This window comes from Photobacterium toruni, from assembly GCF_024529955.1.
GTDB lineage: Bacteria > Pseudomonadota > Gammaproteobacteria > Enterobacterales > Vibrionaceae > Photobacterium > Photobacterium toruni.
In genome coordinates this window covers 39713-65304 of record NZ_AP024856.1, presented here as the reverse complement: position 1 = coordinate 65304, position 25592 = coordinate 39713, and the positions used below count along the sequence as shown (strand labels likewise).

The window sequence follows — 25592 nt, the reverse complement described above, 5'->3', positions numbered from 1 at the left end:
GTAATCTGCCTTCTTTTTACGTTGTTATAAAATCGGTAATCCTGCATCAAGGAATCCATTAACGATTGATTTTAACTGTGCGAGCACCACCATGATTATGACTGAGCCACCTAGACCAATTAAATTTGGACGAACAACAGAGAAAAATAAGACGCCGCAGATAGTTAGAAATGCAAGGATCTGACCTGGATAACCCATGGCCAATTCACTCAACATATCCCATGAGCCCTCAAAAGCACCACCACCAGTACCAGCCATAGCTGGGGTTGAAATCATGCATGCAAATACGGTGAATAGTGCAATTTTCTTGTTCTTCAAGGCTGAGTTGATAGTACTAATCATTGTTTTCATATTGCTGTACCTATAAGTGTCAATTTAAGAGATAGAAGCTGGAAAAATCTTTAGTAACGCCCTATAACAGCTTGATAGTAACTATCATATAAATTGGTTTACTGTTGGAAACTTAAGGAGGCCAATTTGAGCTCCTTAATTATTTTCTTGGGAAAATAATGACATAGGAACCGTGCAAGAGTGGCCAGAATAGGTAAGTGCACTTATTAATGTCGACAATTGACTTTGTATGTAGTGGTATTTGATTTTATCAATATTGAACGGCAGTAATTTTGGTGTGGACGTAGGGTTCACATTTTCAATATAAATAACATCTTTTTGAGCATCTAATACTGATAATATAGGGGTTGAGATCGAAATGGCTCATCGCTAATTGCTCTGGTGCCGTAATAATAACTCTGTCATCTATCCCAACATTGGGCATGAGTTTCTTTTGCATAATCGACAATATGTCGTGTCTAAACCATGCAGCTGTTTTTGAAAATTCAATCGTTGATTTAGTGGTTAAGTTCGCATTGTTTAAGTGTCCAGCAATGAAATCTGCAGTGTGGAATATTAGCGCGTAGATGGCCCGGTATTTGTTTATCATCGATACCAAATTGGCGTCATCGATCACAATAGGATCCACAGTACAAAAATATATTGGTTTGCTTTCTACGTAGCCTGATTGTGGATAATGAATATCATGGTTTGAGCAAAAATAATCTAATCGCTCTGCATCCTGATGACAAAAGATCGGTATGACGGTTATGTAGAGATTATCAATTACTGGTTGCATGCTTCTTAGCCCTACTAGCGACGGTATCGTTAGTGTTGCAAAGTTAGTCTCGTGATCTTTACTTTAATCAAGCTAATTTGCCTCCCTTATTTTTTATTCCCGTTTTTTTAAGTCATTTAAAAATAAATAAGTGATGAGCTTCATTCTTTCTTTCTTTCTTTCTTTATCTTTCAATATTGAACTTCCTTTCTTTCTTTTATGGGTGTTTATTCTTCATAAAAAACAGTATCTTAAAATACAAAGCCGGAGTAAAAAGTACATACAAACGAAGTAAATAGTACATATAAACGGAGTAAAAAGTACAAACAAACGGAGTGAAAAGTAGAGTGAATTAATTTTACTCGGAGTAAAAAGTAGAGTGTTCACACCTTTTACTCGGAGTAAAAAGTATACAGAGAAAATCGGTTATTGATCGAAATTATGTATGCTTTCAGCTTTATAATTTGATTCTGTGTTATTGGTTAAATAATATTAGCTTTGATGTATATCTAATTTATTTAAACCGTTATAGTTTATCTATGGATAATGAAAATAAAAAAGCACAGTTAAATTATTTTAAACTGAAGCATTACAACGGAATGTATGAGCAGAATTATCGTATTGATAATAATCTGCTGAACCTGTTATCTACTGTTAAAAGTAAACGAGTGTGGCGCTTGCTGGAATATATTGTCCGTCATTTAGATCCGTATCCAATGGATTTGATCAACGATGATGATTACGTCAACGCTTATTTCAAAAGTGGCGGCACCAGTATCGATGAAAAATACCGAACGTTGACCATCAATGCTTCTGATTATATTAAGACCACACTGTCGAATAAAACGCACGGCTATCAAGAATTCACCCAAGATGCCATTGCTCTGCTCAATTATCGACATGTCTCCGACGTTAATATCATGAGTTATACGAGCTCTAGTATTTCTGTTATTTCTGTTATCGAGTCAGCTAAATTCTATATCCGTCGTCGTGATCATGACGTACACACTACGCATGATTTCGAACGATTCACCTCGAGAAACGTGCTAACTACGACTGACCAAAAAAAGCTTTATTCAGCACACAAAATCGATGTTGTGTTGACACCGAGTATTGCAAAACACATGTTATTACTAACAGAGTGTTTCACTGTTTATGACGCTAAAATTATTGATAGTTTGCCACTCGTATCCAGAAGGTTATATTTACTCTTACGTATGCATGCCAATGCGAATAAGAGTCAAGATACGAATGGTGGTTGGTCAATTACACTTGATTTAGCAAGATTAAACGCACTTTTCGTTGTCAATTATAAATCTATTTCTGAGTTACTGAAAAATACCAAATCGTTCGAGCAGGTGAACCAATTGTCTGATTTGGCGTTGACAGCGATCCCTGATCATAAGAGTAAACAGGGCAAGCGAATCACGAAAGTTGTGCTTTTTTTCTCAAATAAAGATAATTCTAACACTGTAACGCGGCCAGCTTTACGCCACCGTCCACGTGTGGTGAAAGGAAGCCATGCTGAAGGTGTGTGGGCGCGTGAAAACTTATTAATCTTAACGCGATATCAACGTGATTTAGAGTCTATTGGTTGTCAGTTGGATAAAACGGATGAAAAACGATTGGTGAAATACAAACGCATAATAGGCATGAGTTAAGCAACGCATAATGGACTGCTTAATTTAATCCCTCTCACATTTTACTATTTACAATAATGTAAAAGTGGAGGGTAAAATGAAATTACATTCAAAAGATAATGATATTTTTGTACGTTTACAAAATGTTGGTTTTATTAAACAAGAATGTATTATACCAATCTGGAAAATTAACTGGTCAGGTTAATCCAATCTCTCGAACACATTTTAGTGACGCGTAAAGCAGATTCATTGAAGCGATTCCATGCAAGACAAACCTTGTCGACAATGTCGTTATAATCAGCAAAATTTTGATTAGCGAGATAGTGTTGTCGTAGCCAACTCCAAACTTGTTCAATCGGGTTAAGTTCAGGGGAATAGGGTGGAAGTTTGATGATACTGAGATTATTAAACTGATTGGCAATATCGTCAGTATGCCAGCCTGCACCATCCATCACCACAATAGCATAACGACCTTTTTCGGTGGTTCGTGATATTTGAGCAAGGTGTTCAATCATTATTTCTTTATTTACCCAAGGCACCACTAACGCCTCACCAATTCCTCTTGCTGGGCACACCGAACCAAATAGATAAGCATATTCAAACTGCTGTTGTTTTATCGCTCTTGGTCGAGTTCCTCGTTCAGCCCAAAGACGGGTCGTGGTATTTTGTTGTCCAAACCTTGCTTCATCTTGAAACCATACATCGACCTTATCGAGCGCTATATGTCCTGGGATCTTAAGGATCGTTTTAATTTTAAATTTTTTTAAAATTATCCTGAGCTTGCTGTGATTGTTTTGGATGTTTTGACCGTGATGTTATCCACGAAAAGCCCATGCGCTTAAGTAGATAATAGATAGAATCTGGGTGGTAGTTTTTATCAAATTCTTTGAGAATGTAAGCATGAATATCCGCGCCTATTAATCGCCCGCCAGAAGAGTCTTGAGCTTTAAGTTTAATATAATTGGATAACTGCTCACGTTGTTTAGATGTGAGAAATGCAGGGCGACCACTACGCGGTTTTTCTTGAAGCCCTTCTAAGCCTTCTTCAAGAAAAACACTAACCCATTTATTAACACTTGTTCGGCTAACTTTGAGATATTTAGCAATTTGAGTACGAGATTTACCTTCCTTGAAGTGCTCCAAGGCAAGTAATCTCATTTTCATTTGAATTGTTTTTTGTTGGCGAGCAAGCTTTTTAAAGTCAGTATTGTTTAGGCTGTCCATAGCGAATCTCATCTAAAAATGATGGGTTCAATTAGATCATAATTTTAGTTAGATTGGTATTAGCATAATAGAAAGGGAGATTTATCGTCTGCAGCGTTGCGATCGTGAGTTACTAGAAAAAGTCGAAGAGGATGGAGAGGATAATAAACGACGGGAAAGGGTACTTAAAGAGATCAGGAACAAAAAACGAGATGCCTTTATTAACTGTCGATCATATGGCATTAATTAAATTACATCTCGTATGTCGCAAATTGACCATGTGGGTATAAATAGTGCGCATTCATTTGCCCACAGGTAAAATCTTCATTATCGTCTAAATCTGGTGTCACAGTATAATCAACAATTCGTGTTATTGATCCATTTTTGATAATGGCCTTTATTCGTACTATTGCGCCTGAGTAGAGTCGTTTATCATCCAGCGCATTTGTCCTTAGCTTTATTATTTCATCACCATCACAGGTATCGTCCCCAATTTCTTCTGCATACGTTAACTCCCAGCATTTTTCTGTGTTGTGGTAACGTCTAACGATAACACCAATGTCAATGTACGGCTTATAAAGTATTAATTCCTTTTGTTGGTTTAAGCCGAACATAAATTGAGACTCATCATGGCGATTTATAGCAGGAAAGCACGCTCGCAAGTTACGTAGCAATTGCTCATCTTCATTTCCATTGTCAATAAAGTCGACAAATTCCATCGTTCCATCACGATGCAGGCCGACTAAAGCGGTGACGTCGTGATCATTCTCTCGCCATAAAGGCACGATTTTCTGCCAGTTCTGAAGGGACATCCCAATCATCTTGCCTTGCCAGTGTACAAGGTAAGCAAAATAGTCGGCATCTTTGCTAAATATCTTTAATACACATGGTTGAACGTCGTCAGCATTTTCAAAGCTCATGAACGAACCACTTACGTCATAGTTATTCGTTGCTGTAAAAGTAGGAAATATTGGTCGTAATGATTTAGGCGCACCAAGCATCACATTATCACTGTCGATGCTCAACTTAATAGCATAGTTGTCATCTCGTGCATATTGAGCAAACAGCTCGCCTATTTTTGACGTCACTTGGCCTACACTGCCAGAGTAGCTTCGTTTTTTATTTAATTTATTGTTTACCCACGAAACTTCAGTTGGCTGACGTGTACTATTCACCTCGAATGTCCAATTGCTGCCGCGTATGCGGTGAGCTGTAAAGATTTTTACCATTCTCCTAACCCTTTTGTTGGCATTTTGTTCGTTGATGATGGCGTTTCAAATACGCGTATATCACTCTCATTTTTAACAAGTTTTGCCATGAGATCGGTATTTTCACTTACCACATTTTTGTGATTTATTTTGTGCAGCTTTTGTATATTGTGGATGTTAACACCATTATTATTTGTGACACTGTTTTGAGGTGTACTGCTTGCTACAGAGGGAGCTGCTTGCACATTGCTAGGTGGTGTCGGAGGCATATTGTTATCGATGACATGCTGACGTCCAACTGAGCCTTGTATTTTATCCCACATGGAGTCCTCTCCAGCCATTGCGCCATTCAATCGTTGTATATACGATTCACTCTCGGATTGCTCGGCTAACTGAGGTAACAATAATCTCATTAGTCGACGTATTGCTGATTTACGGTACATCTGGTGGACAAACACTGAATCCCACACAGTAAAATTCAATGACATACGCATTTTTTCTTGAATTTCGTTCAGTTCATCTGCGGATAATTTTTCACAAAAAACGACACCAGAATTTAAAATGGCAATGGCAAAACTACCGTCGAGTTCGCCGCGGTCTTCAATACGATCAGAGAGTGTTTTCGCAGAGTGGTCAGGTAGTTTAAATGCACCATGGTAAGTGAAATTGTCATCACGAAAAACACACGATGAGGTGATCTGTTGTACAAGGCCACTATCACATGCGAGTTTTATATAACCATGATAGGTTGGCATGTATTCGGCATACGCATTCATTCCGTCATTGCGTACCACAAACAATGCCAGTTTATTAAATGGACATAAGGTAAGACCAACGCGTGCTGCTTGCAGTGCTGCATAATAAACAGAATTAGCATCGATGTTTGCCCACACATTCGGACCTGTGTTTTCTAGCCATTGCGACATGTATGTCAGTTCATTATCGACATTCAAATTTGCACCATTGGTATCAACGATTTTTTGAAACTCAACCTTGGTTGCCATGATCGCTTGATAGGCTAATGATTGTGTATAATTCAAGGTTATCACCTTTAAAGTAGATAATTGGGGATTTTAATTTTTCGAATCGTGTCAGTATGAGAGTATCCTCGCCAGCTGTTTGTTTCTTTGCAGTGTTTCAATAGGTTTAATCCATCTATCATTTTCTGCATGGCGTCCTCACCATCATCGAGTTCGTACACTTCGCACCAATCACATTCGACATACTCAACGGTTAGGAAAATAAAGTTAGTTATTTTCACGCCCAGAATAGATGCTACATATGTGTAAAATGCCTCCTGAATGTGATAACCCAAGTTGCCTGATTGCTTGGCAAATTCTATTGGGTTGGTGCTCCTCGTGGTTTTCACATCGACTGCAATGTTGTCAAAACGTAACCAATCAAATCGACACTTTAGCCACATGCCAGTGATCGGACATTTTGTAATAAACGATATTTCAGGCAATCCATTTTTAACTAATGCATTGGCTATTTCATTTTCTTGCTGTGACTCTAGGACACGGTGTGCATCGTCCCACACAATAGGATCAATCTCTTTTTTACCCGTGTGGCTGGTATTGTTATTGTGTTGAGTAATTAAATCATCGAGAAACTCAAGCTGAGGTTCAGCTTGTTTTAATGCTTCAATACAACGTTCTTTTTTAGCCGTCTTTGGTATTGTAATACCTCTATCAGCACACATTTCTCTATAACCTGCTACAGACAGTGATAACGCATCAGGATAATCGCTTGCGGTAATACCACGGAAATAACGGTCGTAAAAGCCATGTGGTTCTAATATTAGCTCATGACCATATGTACCCGCATCGAGAGTATTTTGTGTCTGTTTAGTGGTTCGTTTTCTGTCTATGCCGCTAAGATATTGACGATAGAAATGCGCAGGTGTCTTCGTTACCAACGTTTTGATCTGGGAGCTACTGTAAGCAGGTAAGGAGTGATAAACCTCATTTTCTAAATCAATATAGATGCCCTCAATCAGCTCACCGTTATCATCTTTATAAGTCGGCTTGTTGTATTTATCGTAGGCACGTTTGACCTCACAAATCATGCCTGGAAATTTAAAATTGGTAATGACTTCGCTTGCTGACATCGCTTCCATTAAAGACATAAAATTCACTTCGCTGCTAACTATATAAATGAGTATAGTGACGCCAGCGAGGATTACAAGGTTAAAGTTAAAAAATATTTTCTATTATTCTAATTAATTCAGTGGGTTGTAGCTGTCGATAAGTGACGTTATGCATTGCTATAGATTATCGACACTGCTCAAATCGTTAAATCCCAGCCATCATCGCGGCAATATGAAAATTCATACAATGGCATGGTTGTTTTTAATGATGCTATTACTTCGTCAATGATTTCTTGAGTGAGTGTTGTGCACACTTCGTCGAGGATTGAACGTACATCGCCAGGCTCATCAGCACTAATATGGACGTTTAGTTTGACGATAATTGCCGCTGCCGAGTTATTTACTGTAGTAACCATATAAACTCCATTAATTGTTATTGAATCGATGTATTACATCATTATTCGATATATTTATGGATGATGATCGTGGATTTAAAGTTTATATTGCCCTTTGCTGAAAACCAGAAAAAACGGTCTTTTGGTTCTGGCTGCGGTGTTCCGCTCATAATGTTAAATGACGACACCAAATGTGCTGGTATAACTAAAAATGGCTACAATTTAGTAGTGAAGAATAATAATCACTGGATTGGCGATTCTATAATGCCCAATATTCAGGAGTGTTATGACGTCATAGCTAACAGCAATAATAATTATGTACTGACAAAAATAAATCTCGGTCCTAATGCCGTTTCCAATCGTGATATTACGGCATTAATAAAGTTGAAACGTCCTTCAAACGTGATGTTATGCGGTACTTACCAACATATGTGTAAGGAAGACTATTTTCTCGGTTATTTGATAGATTGCCGTGACGACTGTACTGAATTGGTTGATGATCGTATTTGTGAACGTATCAATCATTTCAGCACACGGTATAAAACGGTTACATGGTTAGCGAACAGGGAGCGTGCTAATTTTGATGTCATATCAAAAGTATTTTCGGCGCGTAAATCTAATTTATATCAACCATTTATCGATTTAGCTCTGCTTCACTTGTCAACTGCTGCAATCATCTTATGTAATCGTGATGATACGCCGCTTGTCCGTCAACGTGCATTTTGGTGTCAACTTTACAATGTACCGTTCCGCGTCATTACAATTAATGAGTGAAAATTAGCATGGTTATTTTCAGATAGTGATCTGCTACCGCCGTATATTAACACTTACATGGTTCTTATTTAGGATGCGGAATGAGCGACGTTCATAGCCTTATTGTTCCTTTTTTACTTTTGTTATTGATCCCAAAACTTACGGTCAAAAACAAAATCACTTATTACCTCTTTGGAATCATCGGTGTGCCGATACATGAAATGAGCCATTATTTAATTGCACGGTGTGTCGGATTTCAAATAGATGATGCAAAGTTTATTCAAGATCCAAGTGTAAATAACGGTTGTGCAGGTTATGTTGTTTATCGTTATAAACCGACATTAATAAATGAGGTTTTGGTGGTATTTGTTGGGTTGGCACCGTTATATATAGGAAGTGTGCTGATCTATTTTATTACCCAATTTTTTGGCTACCCAATATTTGATAATAATGTAAACGCACTACAGTTTGTATTAGATAGAATGTCAACGTTGGATGTGAAATGGGTTATTTACGCATGGTTAGTTGCATCAATCACTGTCAACATGATGCCTTCATCGCAAGACTTAAAAACATCGGTAAGAGGATTACTGCTGTTTTCTCTTATCATTTCACTAATCAGTTATTTTTTTAAGAACGAGTTAATGGAAATACTTGCTGTATTTGCTGGTGGTTTATCGTCGTGCATCACGGTTGGTGTCTCGGTTGTTGTCCCTTTTATCGCAATATTTAGCATTTATAACTTTATTTCGAGTTTTCGAAAAAAAAATCCAATTTGATGTATTACGATATTAGACTCATAAAAAGGAAACGATGATGAATAATATTACATTGATAACAATGTTAAGTATTGGCTTGATTGGCTGTTCGACATCACCATTAGAACGTCATGAAAAATTAGTAGAGAAACAATTTGAACAACGCGAAGATCGTGTTGATGAGGTCATTGATAATATCCCTGATTGGTACGTACAAGTGCCGCAACCGACAGGTTCAGGTTTTTATGCAGCCGGAACATCAACCGGTCGATTGTTAAAAACCTCAGTGATGAAATCAACATTAGATGCAGAATTCGCGCTTGCTAAACAGTATAAGCAGTTGGTCAGTGGTAATGAACGTAGCTTTGTTCGTGAGTCCGGTGAGGGTGATAACGCTCAACTGCAATCAGAAGCCCAACAGGTTGTCGATAAGTTGGTTAAAGAAGTTGATTTGTCAGGCTATAAAGTCATCGATAAATTAATACAAAAAGAGGGTGTTACGTACCGTTCGTATGTGCTGCTATACATGCCTTATGACGCGAATAATTTGGTTAAAATGGCACGCAAAACCACACGAATCGCAGCGCAAGAGGCTTACGATGAATTAGACCGACGCATAATTGAATCGGATAGTCGTGTTAATGATAGCCATTAATCATCTTAATTTCCAGCATGGATACCTCTTCCGTAGTCGCGAAGCGTGAAGGGAGGAAATGCCGCTCCGTATTGCTAAATTAATACAACCTCACAAACTAGGGTCTATACTTGTAAGTATGAAAGACATAGCGATGAAGTTCCGTTTGTACCCAACACCTAGTCAGGAAAATTTACTGGCTAGGACGTTCGGCTGTGTCCGTGTTGTCTACAATCAAATTCTCAAACACCGCACTGACGCTTATTACAGTGACAATGAGAAAATCAATTACAACAAGGCTTCTAGCTTATTGACTCAACTCAAAAAACAAGCTGAGTTCGAGTGGCTTAATGAAGTCTCTTGCGTGCCGCTACAACAAGCACTTCGACACCAGCAAACCGCTTTTCGTAATTTCTTTGAACACCGAGCAAACTACCCAAAGTTTAAGAAAAAACACGCTAAACAGTCGGCTGAGTTCACCAAATCTGCGTTTTACTATCGTGATGGTCAAATCACATTAGCCAAATGTAGCGAACCGCTTGATGTTCGTTGGTCACGGAAATTACCCAGCGACCCCACAACCGTTACTGTTACTAAAGACAGCACAGGCAGATACTTTGTTGCTTGTCGTTGCCAGTTCGACCCTAAATCACTGCCCGTTAGTAAAAAATCAGTGGGTATCGATTTAGGCTTGAAAGACATTTTTGTTACTTCCGATGGTGTAAGAACGGGCAATCAAAAATACACAAAACGTTATGCTAAGAAATTGGCTAAAGCTCAACGTAACCTTTCTCGTAAAAAGAAAGGGTCTAATAATCGCAATAAAGCACGTATCAAAGTTGCACGTATCAACGCTAAAATTGCTGATTGTCGTCGAGACTTTTCCCATAAACTGACTACCGCATTGATAAGAGAAAACCAATTTATCTTCACGGAAAGTCTTGCCGTTAAAAACATGATCAAGAATCACAAACTTGCTAAACACATTGCCGATGCTAATTGGGGTGAACTCGTCCGTCAGCTTACTTATAAAGCCGAATGGTACGGGCGTACTGTCGTTCAAATTGACAGGTTCTATCCCAGTTCTAAGCGTTGCAATGGCTGTGGTCACGTTGTCGATTCCTTACCATTACATATACGACATTGGGAATGTCCGTCTTGCCACTCTTGGCGAGATAGAGATCTCAATGCCGCATTAAATATCAAAGCTGTTGGGCAAACAGTGTTAGCCTGTGGAGCGTAAATAAGACTTTAGCCCCCGTGGTTAAAGCAATTCGCTATGAAACAGGAATCACCCACCGAAATAAGCGAAGCTAGGTGGGTGGAGGATGTCAATTTGTTAGAAAGTGACATAGGCTTAATTAGATGGTCCGCCTCACTCTAAAGCCGCTAGGCTTTAGTTGTGAGTATTAGGAGGCGAACCATCATGTTAATTAAAGTACTTGGTATTGATTTAGGCAAAACTTCATTTCATCTAATTGGACACGATCATGCGGGTCGTGAGGTATATCGCAAAAAATGTAACCGAGCTCAATTATTAAAAATATTACTTCAGCTTGATAAAACTACTGTTGCGATGGAATCTTGTGCTGGATCTCACTGGCTAGCAAGAAAGTGCCAATCTTTCGGGCATAACACCAAACTTATCCCTCCTCAATACGTTAAACCCTACGTAAAAACTAACCAAAATGATTACATTGATGCAGATGCTATCGCTGAAGCTTCTACTCGACCTTTAATGCGTTTTGTTAGTGTCAAAACTGAAGAATCTCAAATTTTATCTGCAGTACAACGCATCCGTTCTGGATTTATTAAAGAGCAAACAGCAACGATGTGTCGTATTGGTGCACTGCTACTTGAGTTTGGTATCACTTTTCCTCGTGGGCATGCGGCTATGGGGAAATTATTTCAGTGGCTTGCTGATAAAAATCACACCTTACCACCACTTTTGCTCCAAGAATTAGCTGTTCTTTATGAACATTATCAATATTTACATCAAAAGATTGCTGAGCAAGATAAAAAGATAAAAGCAGTTTTGAAAGAATCAGAAATGGGTGAATTATTACAAACTATCCCAGGTATTGGACCGATGATTGCGAGCGCATGTTTATCAGAAGTACCATCACCAAAAGATTTTAAAAATGGGCGACATTTAGCGGCATGGATGGGCTTAGTTCCTCGTCAATATTCAACTGGAGGGAAATCCACACTGCTGGGTATCAGTAAACGAGGGAATAAGTCATTAAGGACATTATTTATTCATGGAGCGCGAGCTTTGATATCAAGGCCAAAAATAGCTGAAGCTATTTTTGGGGATTGGATAACAGACTTATTAAAACGAAAACCATTTAACGTTGCAGTTGTGGCATTAGCTAATAAGTTGGCAAGGATCGCTTGGTCAGTAATGGTAACAGGACTGCCATTTAGAAAAATGAATTAATCAGATTTTCATGTGTAGAGAGATAACAGAACGGTTAAACCACCAAATAAAGGACCTGACATAAAAAACAGTGATTATACACTTTCGGTTTTTTAAGGATTATCTGGCGCGGAGCTTATCGTGGAGATGAAGTTTAAGTAAGTTAACTTCAATTAAACTCCGAATACATTAGCGCAAACCAACCTCGTTATCGAAATTTGCACTTGCAATAACGAGGCGGACCATACATTTTTATACCTTATCTATCGCGCATCTTCCTCTGGTACTGATCGGCGCATTATTACCAGATATTGATTTACCACAGTCGACGGTAGGCAGAAGGGTAATACTCTTATCGAAACCAATAAACCTGATTTTTGGACATAGAGGTGCGTTTCACAGCGTGGTAGCATGCGTTGCTTGTTACGGCTTGTTACGGCTTGTTTTCAATTATTGATGATGTTGTGGCACTGGCCGTGACCTTTGGTTATGTTTCACATTTGGTTGGTGATATGGCGACTAAGGCGGGGACTAATTTACTGTGGCCAATAACAAAGACTCGGTATCGTCTACCGATACTTTTTGCCCGTAATTCAGTATTTGAATATTTATCTACAGCACTATTAACGTGCTATGCGTTTATTACTGTCTTTGGTGGATCACGATAGGATATGGAATAAATGACGATATTTACGAATCGGTGATCCAATAAAACTTTCAAACGTAGATAAAATTTCATGGACTTTATCACTGCCAATTTTATATTTTTTCATGGTCTTATTTACACTGACATTGCGCGAAAGATCAGCCAGAATACTAATCTCCTTATCATTCATCTTCAGTAATTTTTGCATCCCAGATCTAATCGTAACCTGCGCGGCAACACGTGACATTTTCAATGGCGGCTGATGGCTGGCAGTGTACTGTTCAATAACATCGAACAGACATTCATAATCATAATCATCGGTATACATTGACAGTAATTTAGAGTGGCCAACATAAGCACACATCTCCGTCATGTGCGGTTTTTGTGTATATTTGGTAATAAAGATGATGTCACACATGATATTCGATTTAGTGAACGTTTTCATCACGCGAAATGTATCAATAATCGGCAGGGCATCGAGATGTACAATGACCATGTCAAATCCGTTGGCGTGTGCTAGAAACTCTTCATTGCGTGCATTATCATAGACATAAACATTATTATGCTTACCTGCCTCTAGCGCAAGCTGCAGTGTTTTTCCAAAAATGGTCCTATCAATTATTGCTATATTCATCCTGATGTCACCAATAATTACGGCACGATTCAGCAGGACTTTTCTTGATTCTGTCCCACACCGACATTGTTCTCAGTAGATAGTTTGTTTTATGTTTAACTGTTTTGCTGTTGTAGCAACCGACAGCCTCCCATATATTCCAGTTAACTGTTTTATGTACTAAACACCCACGAAAAATATCCGCACTGATATTGATATTTAGCTGAGTATCGTAAGCCACATCTCTCCATGTTTTATCAGGGTAATGCTTCTCAATGTGTTTTTTGTGGATTGTATTCACTTGAGCTGGACCAAGATCCCACGACTTATTTGCGTTTTGCCGTGCTGTACCTTTTTTGCCGCCTTCACTGATAATCAGCAAGTTGAGATAATCTCGAGGCACATTTTTTTCATGGGCTGCGATATTGACAGCAGTACATCGTTCTTGGTGAGATAGAGGCTGTGTTGGTAACCCGTCGTGTATGGGTAAATCAATGAACATATGAACTCCTTTTCTATTATCTTAAGACTCTTTACTTCCACCTTTCACGCTTAAGCATCCGTTTTTAAGTTCACTAATTTCAACATCCATTCGAGAAAATTATAAAATTAAGGTTCACTAAGGAGCGATCACATGTTCAATACAAGCGTGTCAAAAATTAAAGAAATAAGCATATTCCGTTTATCATCACTCATACCACGTGATCCTAAGATACTGATATTGTTGATGCTCGTAGTCAATTGCATCACAATTTATGACAACAACAACCGCAACGAAAAGATAAACAAAATTACTAAGCTCTATGTGACGTGTTCTAATGCAATAATGACCAAAGCACTTCCTTCTGCTGAATGTACAGCATTGATTGATAGAGTTGCTAAGAACCCGAAATCATTACCTGCTTCTATTACATTGACTGATATTTATGCATTAGATCAAAACATAAGATCTTTAGACAGTTCATTCCCCGATATTTCTGCCATCACATCTGGCGATATTTCTCAGCTACCATCCGGTAAATATTACGCAAGAAAGATGTACGGCTGGTAGATTAATAACAGTATTTCACTATATCTTCTTTTATAGTGGCCAACTCTTGTGAAGATTCATCTAATAAGTTGTATTCAAGCGTTACGGTTAGCCATTTTTTAATGTATGCACAGGCATCGTTCTTATTTCCATTCCAACCGATAGTATTATATAACTCCCTTTCGAAGTCATACTCTATTGTTATCATATTACCATTGTTTTGTTGATGTTTTGCGAGTGGAATTAGATTGTTACTGTCCGTAGATAGACGATATTGCAAATAATTAGATATACGTCCAACTTTTTTATATTGAATATAGCTCCAGGGTACAACGTGCCCAACATGAATGTTGTCAGCCTTAGTTTCTACGATCCTGCCTGTGTCTTGACTTGCTGTATACACTACCCAATGTCCAGTATCGACAATGCACTGCCTATTGGTTTTGTAGGTAACTGGTATTTCGCTGCTGTTTTTAAGGAAAGCATTTCTAGCATTCATACATGTTGTACCAAATGGTGCCGTAAGAGCCTCCTGAAATGGCGCAAAATCATCAGTAAATGCTGGTGGAGTGATCGTTTTTGCCTGTTTATTTAATAACTCGGCTTTTAGTTGAGGGTGCAATTTCGTGTGCAAGGATGACGCTAGGTAACCACCATATTCAATGCAGTGTTCTAAATTGTTAAAACTTATAAATTCATTATTTGAACGCTTTAGCGCGGCATTAAACCCTGCGTGATCGTGTATGTATGAATAACAATTCTGATTAACCAAAATGACATTTGAATGTCTGTCTTTATAGGTTTTTTTATAGGCATTATCGGTGACACTACACGAGGCGAGTGAAGTGGTGATCGTTGCTGCAAATAATAATCGTATCATCGAGGCCTCCTGTTTTTATTATTGTTTTACACCATTGTTTCCATCGTTAACCAAGGCCGATGTGATGTATCACTATACTAAACATTAGTGAGTATTTTCTTTATGAATAAAACACATATACAACTATTTAGTGTCTTAATGACGCATGCTGAAACAGTCGATGAAGTACGCGATAAACTGGTACTGAATTGGGTAAATAACAGAGTTGATTAATCTTCTATAATCTATAATTATGGAAAAGCGATTAGTTAAGCTGCACGACTTCTCGGCACTGAACCAGCCACTTTAAGAAAGTGGAAAAAACAGGCGAGTTACTGCCAGCAAGAAAAACCAAAGGTGGCACTCGATATTATGATGTAGCGGAATTGTTGGGGCTGAATAACGAATCCGCCCCAACGCTTGAGTAAAATGAGTACTTAATTAATACAATTTGATACCAATAAGAATTTCCATTTTCTTCCTTCAACGTTGAGAATACATAAAAACCACGTTTTATAAACCATTGAGCTTCAATAGGGATTGCTTTCTTATTATCTTCAGATAAAAGCTTAACAATACCTGATTACCACCGAGACTCAGCCAGCGTTAATAATTTCTCTGGCATCGGTGGTGATTTTGCACCACATTTAATTAGCGTATTGAATATATCTTCAACTCGAAACCGATAATTAAATCGAAAACAGAATTCACCAAGATAACGAGGAATATGCTTTTCTCTAATTGCGTGATATGTCCCTTTTATCGAATTTTTAACGTTACTAATCATGGTATCGACCCAATAAAATGCAGCTTCATATTGGTGAAGTTCTTTACCATTTTTTGGTAATGAACCATGAATAATATCTGCTGCTAACAGACCATTAAAACAGGGTAAAACATCTGATATGACTAACGTTTTTTCTTGTAAATGCTTTTTAGCCCAATCTGTAATTTCTTGTTTTTTTAAACAAGAAACAACACTTAGCCGCATATAAATAGGATGACCTTCTTCATTCAAAGAGATCGCTGATACAAAAGGTGTTTTACCTTTGGCACCACGTCCTCGCTTTCCTTTTTGTTTACCTCCAATATATGCATCATCCAATTGCACGATATTGCCTAACTTTCGATTATCATCATGCTCTTTCATCACTTGCATGAGCTTATGTTTTATTCGCCATGCTGCGTTATAAGAAACCCCTAATTTACGCTTTAGCTCTAATGCTGAAATACTGTTTTTATCTTGTGTGATGAGATAAATAGCTAAAAACCAAGTAGTTAACGGTAATTTTGAATGGGAAAATAAAGTACCTGCCGTCAATGATGTCTGATGGTGACACTTATTACATTGATATAATGACCGTGATTTAAGTTCACAATAACTTTTAGAAGCACAGGTAGGGCAAACGTAACCATTTTTCCATCGAATATTAAATAAACGCTCTCTACATTGAATTTCTGTCCCATACATTTGCATAAATTCGGGTATAGAAAAGCCTTTCTGAAATTGGATTGAATTCTTAGGCATAACGTCACTCCTATACTTCAATATCTTGAAGTATAGGAGATAATTTAACAGTGGCTGTTAAATAGTGGTAATCAGGTAACAATATGAATAATATGTGGTGGAGTTAGTTTAATATAGTTGTTATGTTCAACGCTATCATTATATGTGAGGTTATCATAAACCCAAATCCTCAAAACGATAATTATTTTTATTCATCCACTCGTTATAGTAATCGTGATGCTGACTATTTAATAATACTGTTACACACTTAATAGTATTATTGTTAAACTCTTCACCATTGGCATGTTCTGATAGGCAATTATCCATAACATCAGGATCATTAGCACTACTACCATACATTTTACAAAAATCTGAATAATCACTCATGAGTAAATAATCTTTTGTTGTTTATGTTTCGTCATATTAAATCTAAATGAAATCGTGATTTTTGACATTTAATGTGTATTTTAAATGGATAGGAATCTGAAAGATTACTATCCCTCAAGAAAAAACCAAGACAAACCGTCATTTTGACCTTTTTCATTATGGATGAATTAAGAAATGAGAAAATTCGAATAGAATTAAAGCAGTTTTGATCATAAACACTGATTTTGAATAGATTTACCCTAACTACGGCCTGAAATTGGCCTCTGTAACGCGATATTTTCTATCGCTGAGACTAATTAGCCTATTTTTAATCCTGCTATAAACCCCGTGAATACCATTCGAGCATCACATAAAATACATTTGAATAGATCAACTTTCAAAAAGGCTTTCATCATCGCTGCAAAACCAAAGGTTTTGGCAGTAACAACCTCTTGTCCGAGTTGTTTATATATCAATGGCAATAAGCGTCCCCGTAAACGGTTCGATAAAAACCAAAATAACGGATTATTTTGAGGTGTTTTTCAGGCACATGGTTCAATATCCTCAGCGTCATTTCTGTTTGGCTTAAGGTTAAATCTTTATAGCTTTTACTTCTGTGGTCTAGATAAGTAAACGTCACATCCCCCACCGGTGTAATCAGCCAACCGAGTAGCCGCTATCGACAGCTTTTTCACGTAACTCCCTAAATATTTCGCGGGATGCGTCTTATGAGTGGTATTTTGGGCAACATTAACATTCCAATAGCTATTATAGTTTCTGTCTAAAAATGCAGTCTAGGACTGAGGGCTATTGCCTTCCATCTCCAATTCTGGCGGTAAAATTAATACGGAATAATGTGCTCTTAATCGGCTAATGACCCCATAACGCCATTGCTTCATTAACAAACCAAACTTAAATGAAAATGGTTTTAACTTCCTCCTTTTGATTTAAGCCGAATTCCGCTATCGATAAATGGATATGGCAATTGAAATTTATTTGTCGTCCTAAGCATTCAGCTCATCATGCATTATTTCAAGCAAAACAATACATTCGAAAGGGATATGGCTGGATTGTTAATATTGGATTACAGAGATTATCACTCACTTAACTGTTACGAACTGCCCAGTACGGATCCGTATGCTGGGTGGTGTGGGGGAGCGAGGCTGTGAGGCATCGCTCTATCTCGATATAGTGATATTACTTTTTGTTTGTGTTTATTTAACATGTTGAGATTGTTGTGTTTATATTTTTGTTTCAGCGTGCAATAACCATTTTTCACCAGAGGCAAGCATTCTTTCTCGCCGCTATTATCTATTATAGACAGACAAACTTGTCTTCCTGTTACCTCTCCTCTGATTGATTACTATAACTTCATTCGCTGCACTGGCAGTTTTATAGGAGTGACGTTATGAGTACCACGTTTGATTATCACAACGATTTAGTTGTGAACCCTGCCCCTCGATGCCCTTGTATGTTGGTGCTAGATGCATCATCAAGTATGGGGGGGAGTCGTATTGATGAGCTTAATCGTGGAGTAAGTCAATTTATCGCTGAATTAAAAAGTGATGATGTTGCTGCTAGCTCTGTTGAGATTGGCGTGGTGACATTTGGTCATCAAGTAGAGCAAGTACAACCGCTAACGTGTGTTGACGATATTATTGATGTCGGTCGTGTTGAGGCTTGCGGTATGACTCCGATGGGGGAAGCTGTAGAGCTTGCTATTCAAAAATTGGAAGCGCGTAAGCAGCAGTATCAGCAAAATGGGGTGAGTTATTATCAGCCTTGGTTGGTCTTGATGACAGACGGTGAGCCGAATGATCACTGGCAGGCTGCCGCGCAAAAATTAAAAAATTTAGCGCAAACAAAAAAAATGGTGGTGTTGTGTATCGGTATTGGTGAAGACGCTAACTTATCGCTGTTATCTGAATTTTCTGCGATGCCACCTAAGCAACTGTATGGTTTGAAATTTAAAGAGTTTTTTTTGTGGTTATCGCAAAGCATGATGCGCGTGAGTGCCTCTACACCTGGTGACAGTATTCGTCTGCCAAGCACCCAATCTTGGGATTCACTGGATATTTAGTGGTTAAACAGATAGCGCCAAGAGGTGAATAGTTCACCTCTTGGCGGTTGATGATTATTAGGAATATAAAATGTCGAAACCTCATGTTATACCCAGTCACTACGCTCCACTACAAGCGCAACAGTATTTATTACTGCCTGTTTTAGTGCCGAAAAAAGAAGATCAATCTTGTGAGATAAAAGGATGGCAGGCCGTCGCTCAGGCAGTGATGGGATACCGTCATAGCGTAACAGGACAACCTTGCCAAGATGCAGCATCAGCACAAACACGTTTGCGTCCCATTGTAGTTAATTGTGATGGTGCGGGCAGTGCTAAATTGTCTCACTTTGGCTCAAATGCATTAAGCCAACAACTGCAACGTCTTTTTATGACATTAGAGCCGTTATTAGCAGAATGGTTAGATACCAAAGATGTGGATACTGAACAGATCAGTGAGCGCTTGGCTAGTATTATTGCGCGACACAGTAAAGGGATCATAAAAGATATTGCTACTCATTGGCAGCAGCCAGAAACCGCTTTTCGCTCAACGTTATTAGTTGCAATTATGGGTAAATACCATCATTTCTGGTTACAAATCGGAGATGGCTATTTACTGCGTCGATGTGAACATGATGAAACTCACGCATGGCAAGTGATGGTGATGCCTGAAAAGGGAGAGTTTGCTAATCATACTTGTTTTGTTGATCCAGCATTAACTATGGCGCATGTGCAGTATGGCATGGCATCAGCAACCGAGATCTCAGGGCTTGCCGCTATGAGTGATGGCGCGGCAGAGCGGCTAATGAATTTACAATACCATACCAGTGCGCCCTTAGTTGAACGTTTTGCATCGCTTTTATCACAGCAGAGCTCACACAGAGTCCTATTTGAGTTTTTATCCGATCCCTCTGTATGGGGAAAAACCTCCGGTGATGATAAGAGTATAAGTATGGTTGTTGCACCAAAAGCAAACGCGAATGAACAATGATCGTTGGTATTATTCTCATTAAATATCGTTAAGTATCAATAGCCTTAAGAGGGAGTGGCAATGACAAATATTTATGATCCATGTGGTAAAGGGCAGCGATTAGGTCAGGAAATTAAGGCCGGAGGAGAGGGCACGGTATTTGATGTCACTCACCGCCCAGCAGCTGTTGCTAAAGTGTATCATCCTGAGTTGCGTGATGAACAACAACGCCAAACTAAAGTCACAGCGCAAATTAATGTGCTGCGACAGCATCCTCAATTGGCGCAGTTACCACTGGCTTGGCCGCGAATGGCTATTTTTGATCAACATCAGCAATGGCTAGGTTATGTGATGCCAAAGGTCGCGGGAATGACGCTCAGTTTATTCCGTAACCCCAAAAAGGTAAAACAACGCTTAGGTGGAATAGACAGGGTTGATGTAGCAGAGTATCTGATCAATCTACTCTCAACAGTTAATACCTTACATCAACATAATATTTTTCTTGGTGATATTAACTTGGATAATTTTTTGGTTGATCCGCTAACGAAAAAGGTTCATTTGATTGATTGTGATAGCTATCAGTTTGTTCATAACGGAACCTGCTACCCTTGTCCTGTCGGTCAAGATGCAATGATCCCGCCAGAGCATCAGGGAAAAAATTTACGCAATGTTGAGCGTAATGCACAAAGTGATTGTTTTTCTTTGGCGGTGATTTGTTTCATGCTGTTAATGAGTGGGCGCCATCCCTATGAGCATATCGGCGGCACCAGTACCGTCGAAAATATAAGAAAAGGTCACTTTCCTTACGGTCAAAAAATTCGCCCTGGCAGTCAAGGTTCGATCCCGATTGGTCCGTGGTATACATGGTGGAGTCATTTAACCTTTAAGTTAAAATCGGCATTTATTCAAACCTTTACCGAGGGAGCGCATGATCCCAACAAGCGTGTCGGGGTGAAACAGTGGATCACGTTACTTGAGCAATATAAGTGGTCATTGGAAAACAATAAAGGGGATTTAAGTCGAGAGTTGTGGCCAACAGAGGTGAAATCCAGTGATCATAAAGCCTGATGCCATTGGACTGTGAATAACGATCCCAAAAAAATCGACAGCGATGTCGGTTTTTTATCTCTTTAAGCAGGGCATGTCATTTCTGACAGGAAATACATGATCTACTCGATTTGTAAAAGGCAATAATTTATTCAAACATCTGTTTTAAACAATAAAAAGTTACGGTGAGTTATTCCCTCTTAATATTGAAAAGTAGTCAAAGATGTATCTTCTCCAACCCTATAATTTATTTAACTAATTGAATATCTGTTATTTTATGTTTTTGTTTCAGCGTGAAATAACCATTTTTTCACCAGAGGCAAGCATTATTTCTCGCCGCTATTATCTATTATAGACAGACAAACTTGTCTTCCTGTTACCTCTCCTCTAATTGATTACTATAACTTCATTCGCTACTGATACAGCGAATACACCATCAATCAACTAAGGAGCTTTATATGACGAATACAATTCGACTTCCTCACACCTGCCCTCATTACAAAAATGTGACGGCAAACACACCGCAACAACTGCAACACTTATTTGGCTTTCGTGCTAACAGTCAAGGACATGTGATCTCACAAAGTTGGTGTATGAAGTGCCGCTCTGGCCAATAACGGCCTTGTTTAAAAAGGCACACGACAAGTTTGTGTGCCCTATTAAGATTGTTTTAATCCTTATACTAAAGCTAAGTTCATTTATTAAGGGAAATATCATGGTAACTGTTAGTCGTACTTATTCTGCATATCAAAAGAAAGTGATTCGATCATTAGCTAAATTAGTCGGCGCTCGCGCATTTCGTTATGAAAAAGCACAAAATAATCATTTGAAAATTCATATCGAAGGGGTTGATAAGCCTATTTTTACCAGTTCGACGCCATCGGATTGTAAAGCGTTAGAAAATTTTATGTCACAGGTACGGGTGATGATACGCGCCGCCGAAAAACAATATCCTTTAGCGGTGAAAGTTTGTGAAGCGAACCCTAAACAACCGCATGTGTGCAGTCATGAAAAGATGATCACCAGTATTGTGAAAAATATGCGCTTAATGGCGGCAGATTTACAAGATAAGGAAATAGAGATGGTATTTGAGCAACAGTCTGTTGATGGGATCGGCGAGCATCGTCAGCAAATGATCAAAAAAGCGATTAATACCGCATTGGGTCATCGAAAAGGTGGACGTTATCTTACGCCTTCGGTTATGCGCTGTATTGAAGAGGACATTTCACATCATGTTGATTTTATTTTACCTACCGTTGCTCATTATGCTGAGTTATTAAGTAAAAGTAAGATCTCAGCGAAATCGAAACAGGAAGTCGCGGTAGCGCTGGATGCTGAACGTGATGACAAAGATCTTATTGCTGAAGAGATTGAAATTGATCAAGAGAAAGAGACGTTAGCCTTAGCTGATGTGTTTCAAATGCCAGTTAAACATGATCAACCACTAACAAAAGACAATAAGCAAAAAGTAAAATCAGTTAAAAAATTAGCGCAGAAGAAGCCATCTCGTATGGCTCAACAACATGTTGGCGAAGATGACATGTCAATGTTGATGACGTTGACTTCTGAACAACGTATTACTCAAGCTAAAGCATTAACAATGGTGCAGATCCAAGCGCTAGTTGATGATTTAAAACAGGCAATGGTTGAGAAACATGATGAAGATATTGATGATGTTATTCGTTTAATGGCACAAAAAGGCTTAGCAATTGAAGATATTATGCGACGTTTAAACGCAGCGTAATGATTGTTATCGACAAAGGGCTGAAGTCTATCTTTGGCCTTTTGTATGATAATATCAACTTAAACAATAAGGAGCACTGCATGTCATTTAATATCCTTTCCCCTTTTATGGGGCTGCATTACACATTAAGCATTCACGAACATCAGGCTGAGATTGTTGTTACACAATGTAATGGCGATATTTTACCGCCATTAGTTAAAATTGAATTAGTTTTAGCCGAGCAAGGCGTAACAGCGATCCATTTAAACACCGCTGATGGTGTGCATATTGATGAGCACCGATTAGATAAAATCCATTATTATCCTGAGCCAAAAGGGTGGAAAAAGGCGGTTACTTACCGAAAGGCGGTACGTTTTTCGATAACAGAGAAGTGTAATTATCACTGTTTCTTTTGCCATGAAGAAGGCATGGAAATGGATGTTAAACGTCATTCAGTGGATGTCGCGCGTTTTTTTGAGATCATCGATCAACTGGCGGAGTTAGGTTATGACGATTTTACCTTTACCGGTGGTGAGCCATTATTAAATTGGCGTGGCATTGAAGCGTGTTTAGATCACATGGAAGCGATTGGATATTTACCAGAAATTACGATAGTCACCAATGGTGAGCGTTTACAGCCAAGAATGCTGCAACGACTCAATGCTTATCCTGGTAAAGTTCGCTTTAATTTATCTTTACATAGTTTATTAAATGATGACTATCTGGCGATTGTTCATCGAATCAAAAAGCCAACAATGGGCTCTGACGCGCTACTTGATAATATTAAACAAAAAATGGCAATGATTGCTGATGCTGGTATTCCGTTTAAGTTAAATGTGGTGTTATTAAAAGGGCTAAATACATCCACAGAAGCACTTGAAGCGATTTTACAGTATGCCGCACAGTGTGGCGCGTCTGCGGTTAAATTTCTTGAACTACTGATCACTGAAAACTTACGTCAATTTTATCATTACTTTTATACGCTTGGTGCCGTTAAACACGCATTAGATAGTGATTTAACACTGCTGTGGCAGAACCAGAAAAAAGATGTCTATCAGTATAAACAAAGTGGCTTAGACGTTGAATTACAACATTGCCCCTGTGCCCGTGGTTGTAATACTTGTTTCTTAAATCGTGGGGTTACTTTTACCGCTGAAATGAAATTTTTTCCGTGTTTTTTACGTCCAGAAGATGCATTGACATTAACCGCGAATAACCTTAAGCAATCGATTATTGAAGGCGATCAGTATATCGATAAAATGGCGTGTTATTACCAAGATAATAGTCCGATCTTAATTAAAGAAGCCTATAGTTCAAAGCAAGAGAAAGCGTATTACTATCTGTTAACGGCAGAGCAACAACTAAAAGTTGAACATTTATTGGCGGGTCAATTAGAGCGTGTACGTGAATTTAGTGAGCATTATTATATTGCCGATCAACAACCGTCTTACACCTATCGAAAATTAACGATCAATAGTTACGATTTAACCGCTCTTGAAGTCTATCAGCAGTTAACGATTGATAGCGATGGCGCACATTGCACTGAATTTCTGCATGATGGTATTCGTGTTACGGATCGTGCTCGTTATCAAACCGCGATGCAAGAGCAAGGTTATCACAACGGACAGACATTGTTATGGTCGCTTGAATATTATAAAGGTAAAGATCAAGCCTATTCTATTAGCCATAACCAAGATACAGGGTTACGCTTTTTACGTACCGAAAAGCCATTTACAGAATTGACGTTGGCATTGTCTCCACTTCGTAGCCCTATCGTTGATGTGATCTGTCAGGCTCAACAACAATAAGATCAAAAGCAATGAACAACAAGCGTTTAACAGCATTAGGCGAATATTGTCGTCAAAAAATCATGGCACAAGCAGTTTCAGATCAAGCGCATGATATTAGCCATATTTTACGGGTTATTAACAATGCACAAAAGATAGCGGCACATGAAAGCGCCAATTGGCAAGTCGTGTTACCGGCAGCATGGTTACATGATTGTGTTTGTTACCCTAAAACACATCCGTTGCGCGCCAAAAGTGCCTATTTAGCCGCCGATCAAGCCATTGAATGGTTACAATCATGGGATTATCCTGCGCATTATTTGCCGCAGGTACATCATGCGATTGTAGCGCATAGCTACAGTGCGGGAGTCATACCGATAACGCTTGAAGCTAAAATTGTTCAAGATGCAGATCGATTAGATGCATTAGGGGCGATTGGTCTTGCCCGTTGCTTGCAAGTGGGGGGAGCGCAGCAATTAGCCTTATATGATTGTGATGATCCGTTTTGTCATCAACGTTTACCTAACGATAAAAGGTATATTTTAGATCATTATTTTCAAAAATTGCGCCATTTGCCCGAGCAGTTACATACTGATTCAGCTAAACGGATCGCAAAACAGCGATTACCCTTTATGGAACAATTTATGGTGCAATTAGCCACTGAGATTTAATCTACGTTGAGATGCTAGATATAAAAAAACCGACATTTATGTCGGTTTTTTTATATCCCTTCAAGCAGGGCATGTCATTTCTGACATAAAGAAGAAGTTGTTAAAGTTAA

Annotated in this window: 26 protein-coding genes, 3 pseudogenes and 1 CRISPR repeat array (1 of these 30 cut by a window edge); of the genes and pseudogenes, 16 read left to right on the top strand and 13 right to left on the bottom strand. The window is 38.6% G+C overall.

Annotation, left to right across the window (positions count from 1 at the left end):
- Positions 1 to 24: 24 nt before the first annotated feature.
- Both OC457_RS19580 and OC457_RS19575 read right to left on the bottom strand, forming a co-directional pair.
- Positions 25 to 351, bottom strand: a complete 327-nt coding sequence (locus tag OC457_RS19580; RefSeq protein WP_080176325.1) for a hypothetical protein — start codon at positions 349 to 351, stop codon at positions 25 to 27.
- Between the two features lie 298 nt (positions 352 to 649).
- Positions 650 to 1129, bottom strand: a complete 480-nt coding sequence (locus OC457_RS19575) for a hypothetical protein (protein WP_080176324.1) — start codon at positions 1127 to 1129, stop codon at positions 650 to 652.
- A gap of 518 nt (positions 1130 to 1647) precedes the next feature.
- Between OC457_RS19575 and OC457_RS19570 the strand changes: the two genes are divergently transcribed.
- Positions 1648 to 2769: a hypothetical protein gene (locus tag OC457_RS19570; RefSeq protein ID WP_080176323.1), complete on the top strand. Its 1122-nt coding sequence runs from the start codon at positions 1648 to 1650 to the stop codon at positions 2767 to 2769.
- Between the two features lie 167 nt (positions 2770 to 2936).
- Here OC457_RS19570 and OC457_RS19565 read toward each other — a convergent pair.
- From OC457_RS19565 to OC457_RS19545, 5 genes are all read right to left on the bottom strand, one after another.
- A protein-coding gene (locus OC457_RS19565) for an IS630 family transposase (RefSeq protein ID WP_262054095.1) occupies positions 2937 to 3972 on the bottom strand; the annotation gives its coding sequence in 2 pieces (ribosomal slippage) (positions 2937 to 3512 and positions 3514 to 3972; 1035 coding nt in all).
- A gap of 230 nt (positions 3973 to 4202) precedes the next feature.
- Positions 4203 to 5180, bottom strand: a complete 978-nt coding sequence (locus OC457_RS19560; protein WP_080176322.1) for a hypothetical protein — start codon at positions 5178 to 5180, stop codon at positions 4203 to 4205.
- On the bottom strand, positions 5174 to 6199 hold the full coding sequence (locus OC457_RS19555; protein ID WP_080176321.1) for a recombinase RecT: 1026 nt from the start codon (positions 6197 to 6199) through the stop codon (positions 5174 to 5176). The genes OC457_RS19560 and OC457_RS19555 overlap by 7 nt, the downstream gene beginning before the upstream one ends.
- 11 nt (positions 6200 to 6210) lie before the next feature.
- The gene (locus tag OC457_RS19550; protein ID WP_080176320.1) at positions 6211 to 7287 is read right to left on the bottom strand and encodes a PD-(D/E)XK nuclease-like domain-containing protein; all 1077 of its coding nucleotides are present in this window, start codon (positions 7285 to 7287) and stop codon (positions 6211 to 6213) included.
- Positions 7288 to 7445: 158 nt separating this feature from the next.
- Positions 7446 to 7664: a hypothetical protein gene (locus tag OC457_RS19545; RefSeq protein ID WP_080176319.1), complete on the bottom strand. Its 219-nt coding sequence runs from the start codon at positions 7662 to 7664 to the stop codon at positions 7446 to 7448.
- Between the two features lie 69 nt (positions 7665 to 7733).
- Between OC457_RS19545 and OC457_RS19540 the strand changes: the two genes are divergently transcribed.
- The 6 genes and pseudogenes from OC457_RS19540 (at position 7734) to OC457_RS20950 (ending at position 12875) form a co-directional block, all read left to right on the top strand.
- Complete coding sequence (locus OC457_RS19540; protein WP_080176318.1) at positions 7734 to 8417, top strand: hypothetical protein; 684 nt, start codon at positions 7734 to 7736, stop codon at positions 8415 to 8417.
- Positions 8418 to 8497: 80 nt separating this feature from the next.
- Positions 8498 to 9175 carry a hypothetical protein gene (locus OC457_RS19535; RefSeq protein ID WP_080176317.1) on the top strand — a complete coding sequence of 226 codons (678 nt, stop codon included), beginning with the start codon at positions 8498 to 8500 and terminating at the stop codon, positions 9173 to 9175.
- 34 nt (positions 9176 to 9209) lie between these two features.
- A complete protein-coding gene (locus tag OC457_RS19530; protein ID WP_144379616.1) occupies positions 9210 to 9809 on the top strand; it encodes a hypothetical protein in 600 nt (199 codons plus the stop codon).
- Positions 9810 to 9927: 118 nt separating this feature from the next.
- Positions 9928 to 11031, top strand: coding sequence for an RNA-guided endonuclease InsQ/TnpB family protein (locus tag OC457_RS19525; RefSeq protein WP_262054094.1), 1104 nt, complete (start codon positions 9928 to 9930; stop codon positions 11029 to 11031).
- Positions 11032 to 11211: 180 nt separating this feature from the next.
- Positions 11212 to 12228, top strand: a complete 1017-nt coding sequence (locus OC457_RS19520) for an IS110 family transposase (protein WP_262054098.1) — start codon at positions 11212 to 11214, stop codon at positions 12226 to 12228.
- A gap of 208 nt (positions 12229 to 12436) precedes the next feature.
- Positions 12437 to 12875, top strand: a pseudogene (locus OC457_RS20950) (metal-dependent hydrolase).
- On the opposite strand, the gene OC457_RS19510 reads toward OC457_RS20950, so the two are convergent.
- Together OC457_RS19510 and OC457_RS19505 are read right to left on the bottom strand one after the other, a co-directional pair.
- A complete protein-coding gene (locus OC457_RS19510) occupies positions 12867 to 13487 on the bottom strand; it encodes a hypothetical protein (RefSeq protein ID WP_080176590.1) in 621 nt (206 codons plus the stop codon). The pseudogene OC457_RS20950 and the gene OC457_RS19510 overlap by 9 nt on opposite strands.
- 7 nt (positions 13488 to 13494) lie before the next feature.
- On the bottom strand, positions 13495 to 13968 hold the full coding sequence (locus tag OC457_RS19505; RefSeq protein WP_080176591.1) for a lytic transglycosylase domain-containing protein: 474 nt from the start codon (positions 13966 to 13968) through the stop codon (positions 13495 to 13497).
- Between the two features lie 132 nt (positions 13969 to 14100).
- On the opposite strand from OC457_RS19505, the gene OC457_RS19500 reads away from it, so the two are divergent.
- The gene (locus OC457_RS19500) at positions 14101 to 14517 is read left to right on the top strand and encodes a hypothetical protein (RefSeq protein WP_080176592.1); all 417 of its coding nucleotides are present in this window, start codon (positions 14101 to 14103) and stop codon (positions 14515 to 14517) included.
- A gap of 1 nt (position 14518) precedes the next feature.
- Here OC457_RS19500 and OC457_RS19495 read toward each other — a convergent pair whose 3' ends face one another.
- Complete coding sequence (locus OC457_RS19495) at positions 14519 to 15376, bottom strand: hypothetical protein (RefSeq protein WP_080176593.1); 858 nt, start codon at positions 15374 to 15376, stop codon at positions 14519 to 14521.
- A 252-nt stretch (positions 15377 to 15628) separates the two neighbouring features.
- Here OC457_RS19495 and OC457_RS20975 point away from each other — a divergent pair.
- Positions 15629 to 15777: pseudogene (locus OC457_RS20975) on the top strand (MerR family DNA-binding transcriptional regulator); the annotation flags it as partial.
- Positions 15778 to 15938: 161 nt separating this feature from the next.
- Here OC457_RS20975 and OC457_RS19490 read toward each other — a convergent pair.
- The 3 genes and pseudogenes from OC457_RS19490 to OC457_RS19480 all read right to left on the bottom strand — a co-directional run.
- Positions 15939 to 16883 carry an IS1595-like element ISPma1 family transposase gene (locus OC457_RS19490; protein ID WP_262054093.1) on the bottom strand — a complete coding sequence of 315 codons (945 nt, stop codon included), beginning with the start codon at positions 16881 to 16883 and terminating at the stop codon, positions 15939 to 15941.
- A 153-nt stretch (positions 16884 to 17036) separates the two neighbouring features.
- Entirely contained in the window at positions 17037 to 17249 is a 213-nt protein-coding gene (locus OC457_RS19485; RefSeq protein ID WP_080175974.1) for a hypothetical protein, read from the bottom strand.
- Between the two features lie 296 nt (positions 17250 to 17545).
- Positions 17546 to 18233 (bottom strand): annotated as a pseudogene (locus OC457_RS19480) (IS91 family transposase); the annotation flags it as partial.
- A 403-nt stretch (positions 18234 to 18636) separates the two neighbouring features.
- Between OC457_RS19480 and OC457_RS19475 the strand changes: the two are divergent.
- From OC457_RS19475 to OC457_RS19445, 7 genes are all read left to right on the top strand, one after another.
- On the top strand, positions 18637 to 19308 hold the full coding sequence (locus OC457_RS19475; RefSeq protein WP_080175971.1) for a vWA domain-containing protein: 672 nt from the start codon (positions 18637 to 18639) through the stop codon (positions 19306 to 19308).
- A gap of 70 nt (positions 19309 to 19378) precedes the next feature.
- Complete coding sequence (locus tag OC457_RS19470; RefSeq protein ID WP_080175970.1) at positions 19379 to 20275, top strand: PP2C family serine/threonine-protein phosphatase; 897 nt, start codon at positions 19379 to 19381, stop codon at positions 20273 to 20275.
- A gap of 60 nt (positions 20276 to 20335) precedes the next feature.
- Positions 20336 to 21322: a protein kinase domain-containing protein gene (locus OC457_RS19465; RefSeq protein WP_080175969.1), complete on the top strand. Its 987-nt coding sequence runs from the start codon at positions 20336 to 20338 to the stop codon at positions 21320 to 21322.
- A 437-nt stretch (positions 21323 to 21759) separates the two neighbouring features.
- Positions 21760 to 21918, top strand: a complete 159-nt coding sequence (locus OC457_RS19460) for a hypothetical protein (RefSeq protein WP_159447880.1) — start codon at positions 21760 to 21762, stop codon at positions 21916 to 21918.
- Positions 21919 to 22016: 98 nt separating this feature from the next.
- Positions 22017 to 23045: a hypothetical protein gene (locus OC457_RS19455; RefSeq protein ID WP_080175968.1), complete on the top strand. Its 1029-nt coding sequence runs from the start codon at positions 22017 to 22019 to the stop codon at positions 23043 to 23045.
- Between the two features lie 80 nt (positions 23046 to 23125).
- Positions 23126 to 24832: a radical SAM protein gene (locus OC457_RS19450; RefSeq protein ID WP_159447879.1), complete on the top strand. Its 1707-nt coding sequence runs from the start codon at positions 23126 to 23128 to the stop codon at positions 24830 to 24832.
- An 11-nt stretch (positions 24833 to 24843) separates the two neighbouring features.
- The gene (locus OC457_RS19445; RefSeq protein ID WP_080175966.1) at positions 24844 to 25482 is read left to right on the top strand and encodes an HD domain-containing protein; all 639 of its coding nucleotides are present in this window, start codon (positions 24844 to 24846) and stop codon (positions 25480 to 25482) included.
- A gap of 48 nt (positions 25483 to 25530) precedes the next feature.
- Positions 25531 to 25592: a CRISPR direct-repeat array (repeat unit 37 nt); it runs 261 nt beyond the window's last position.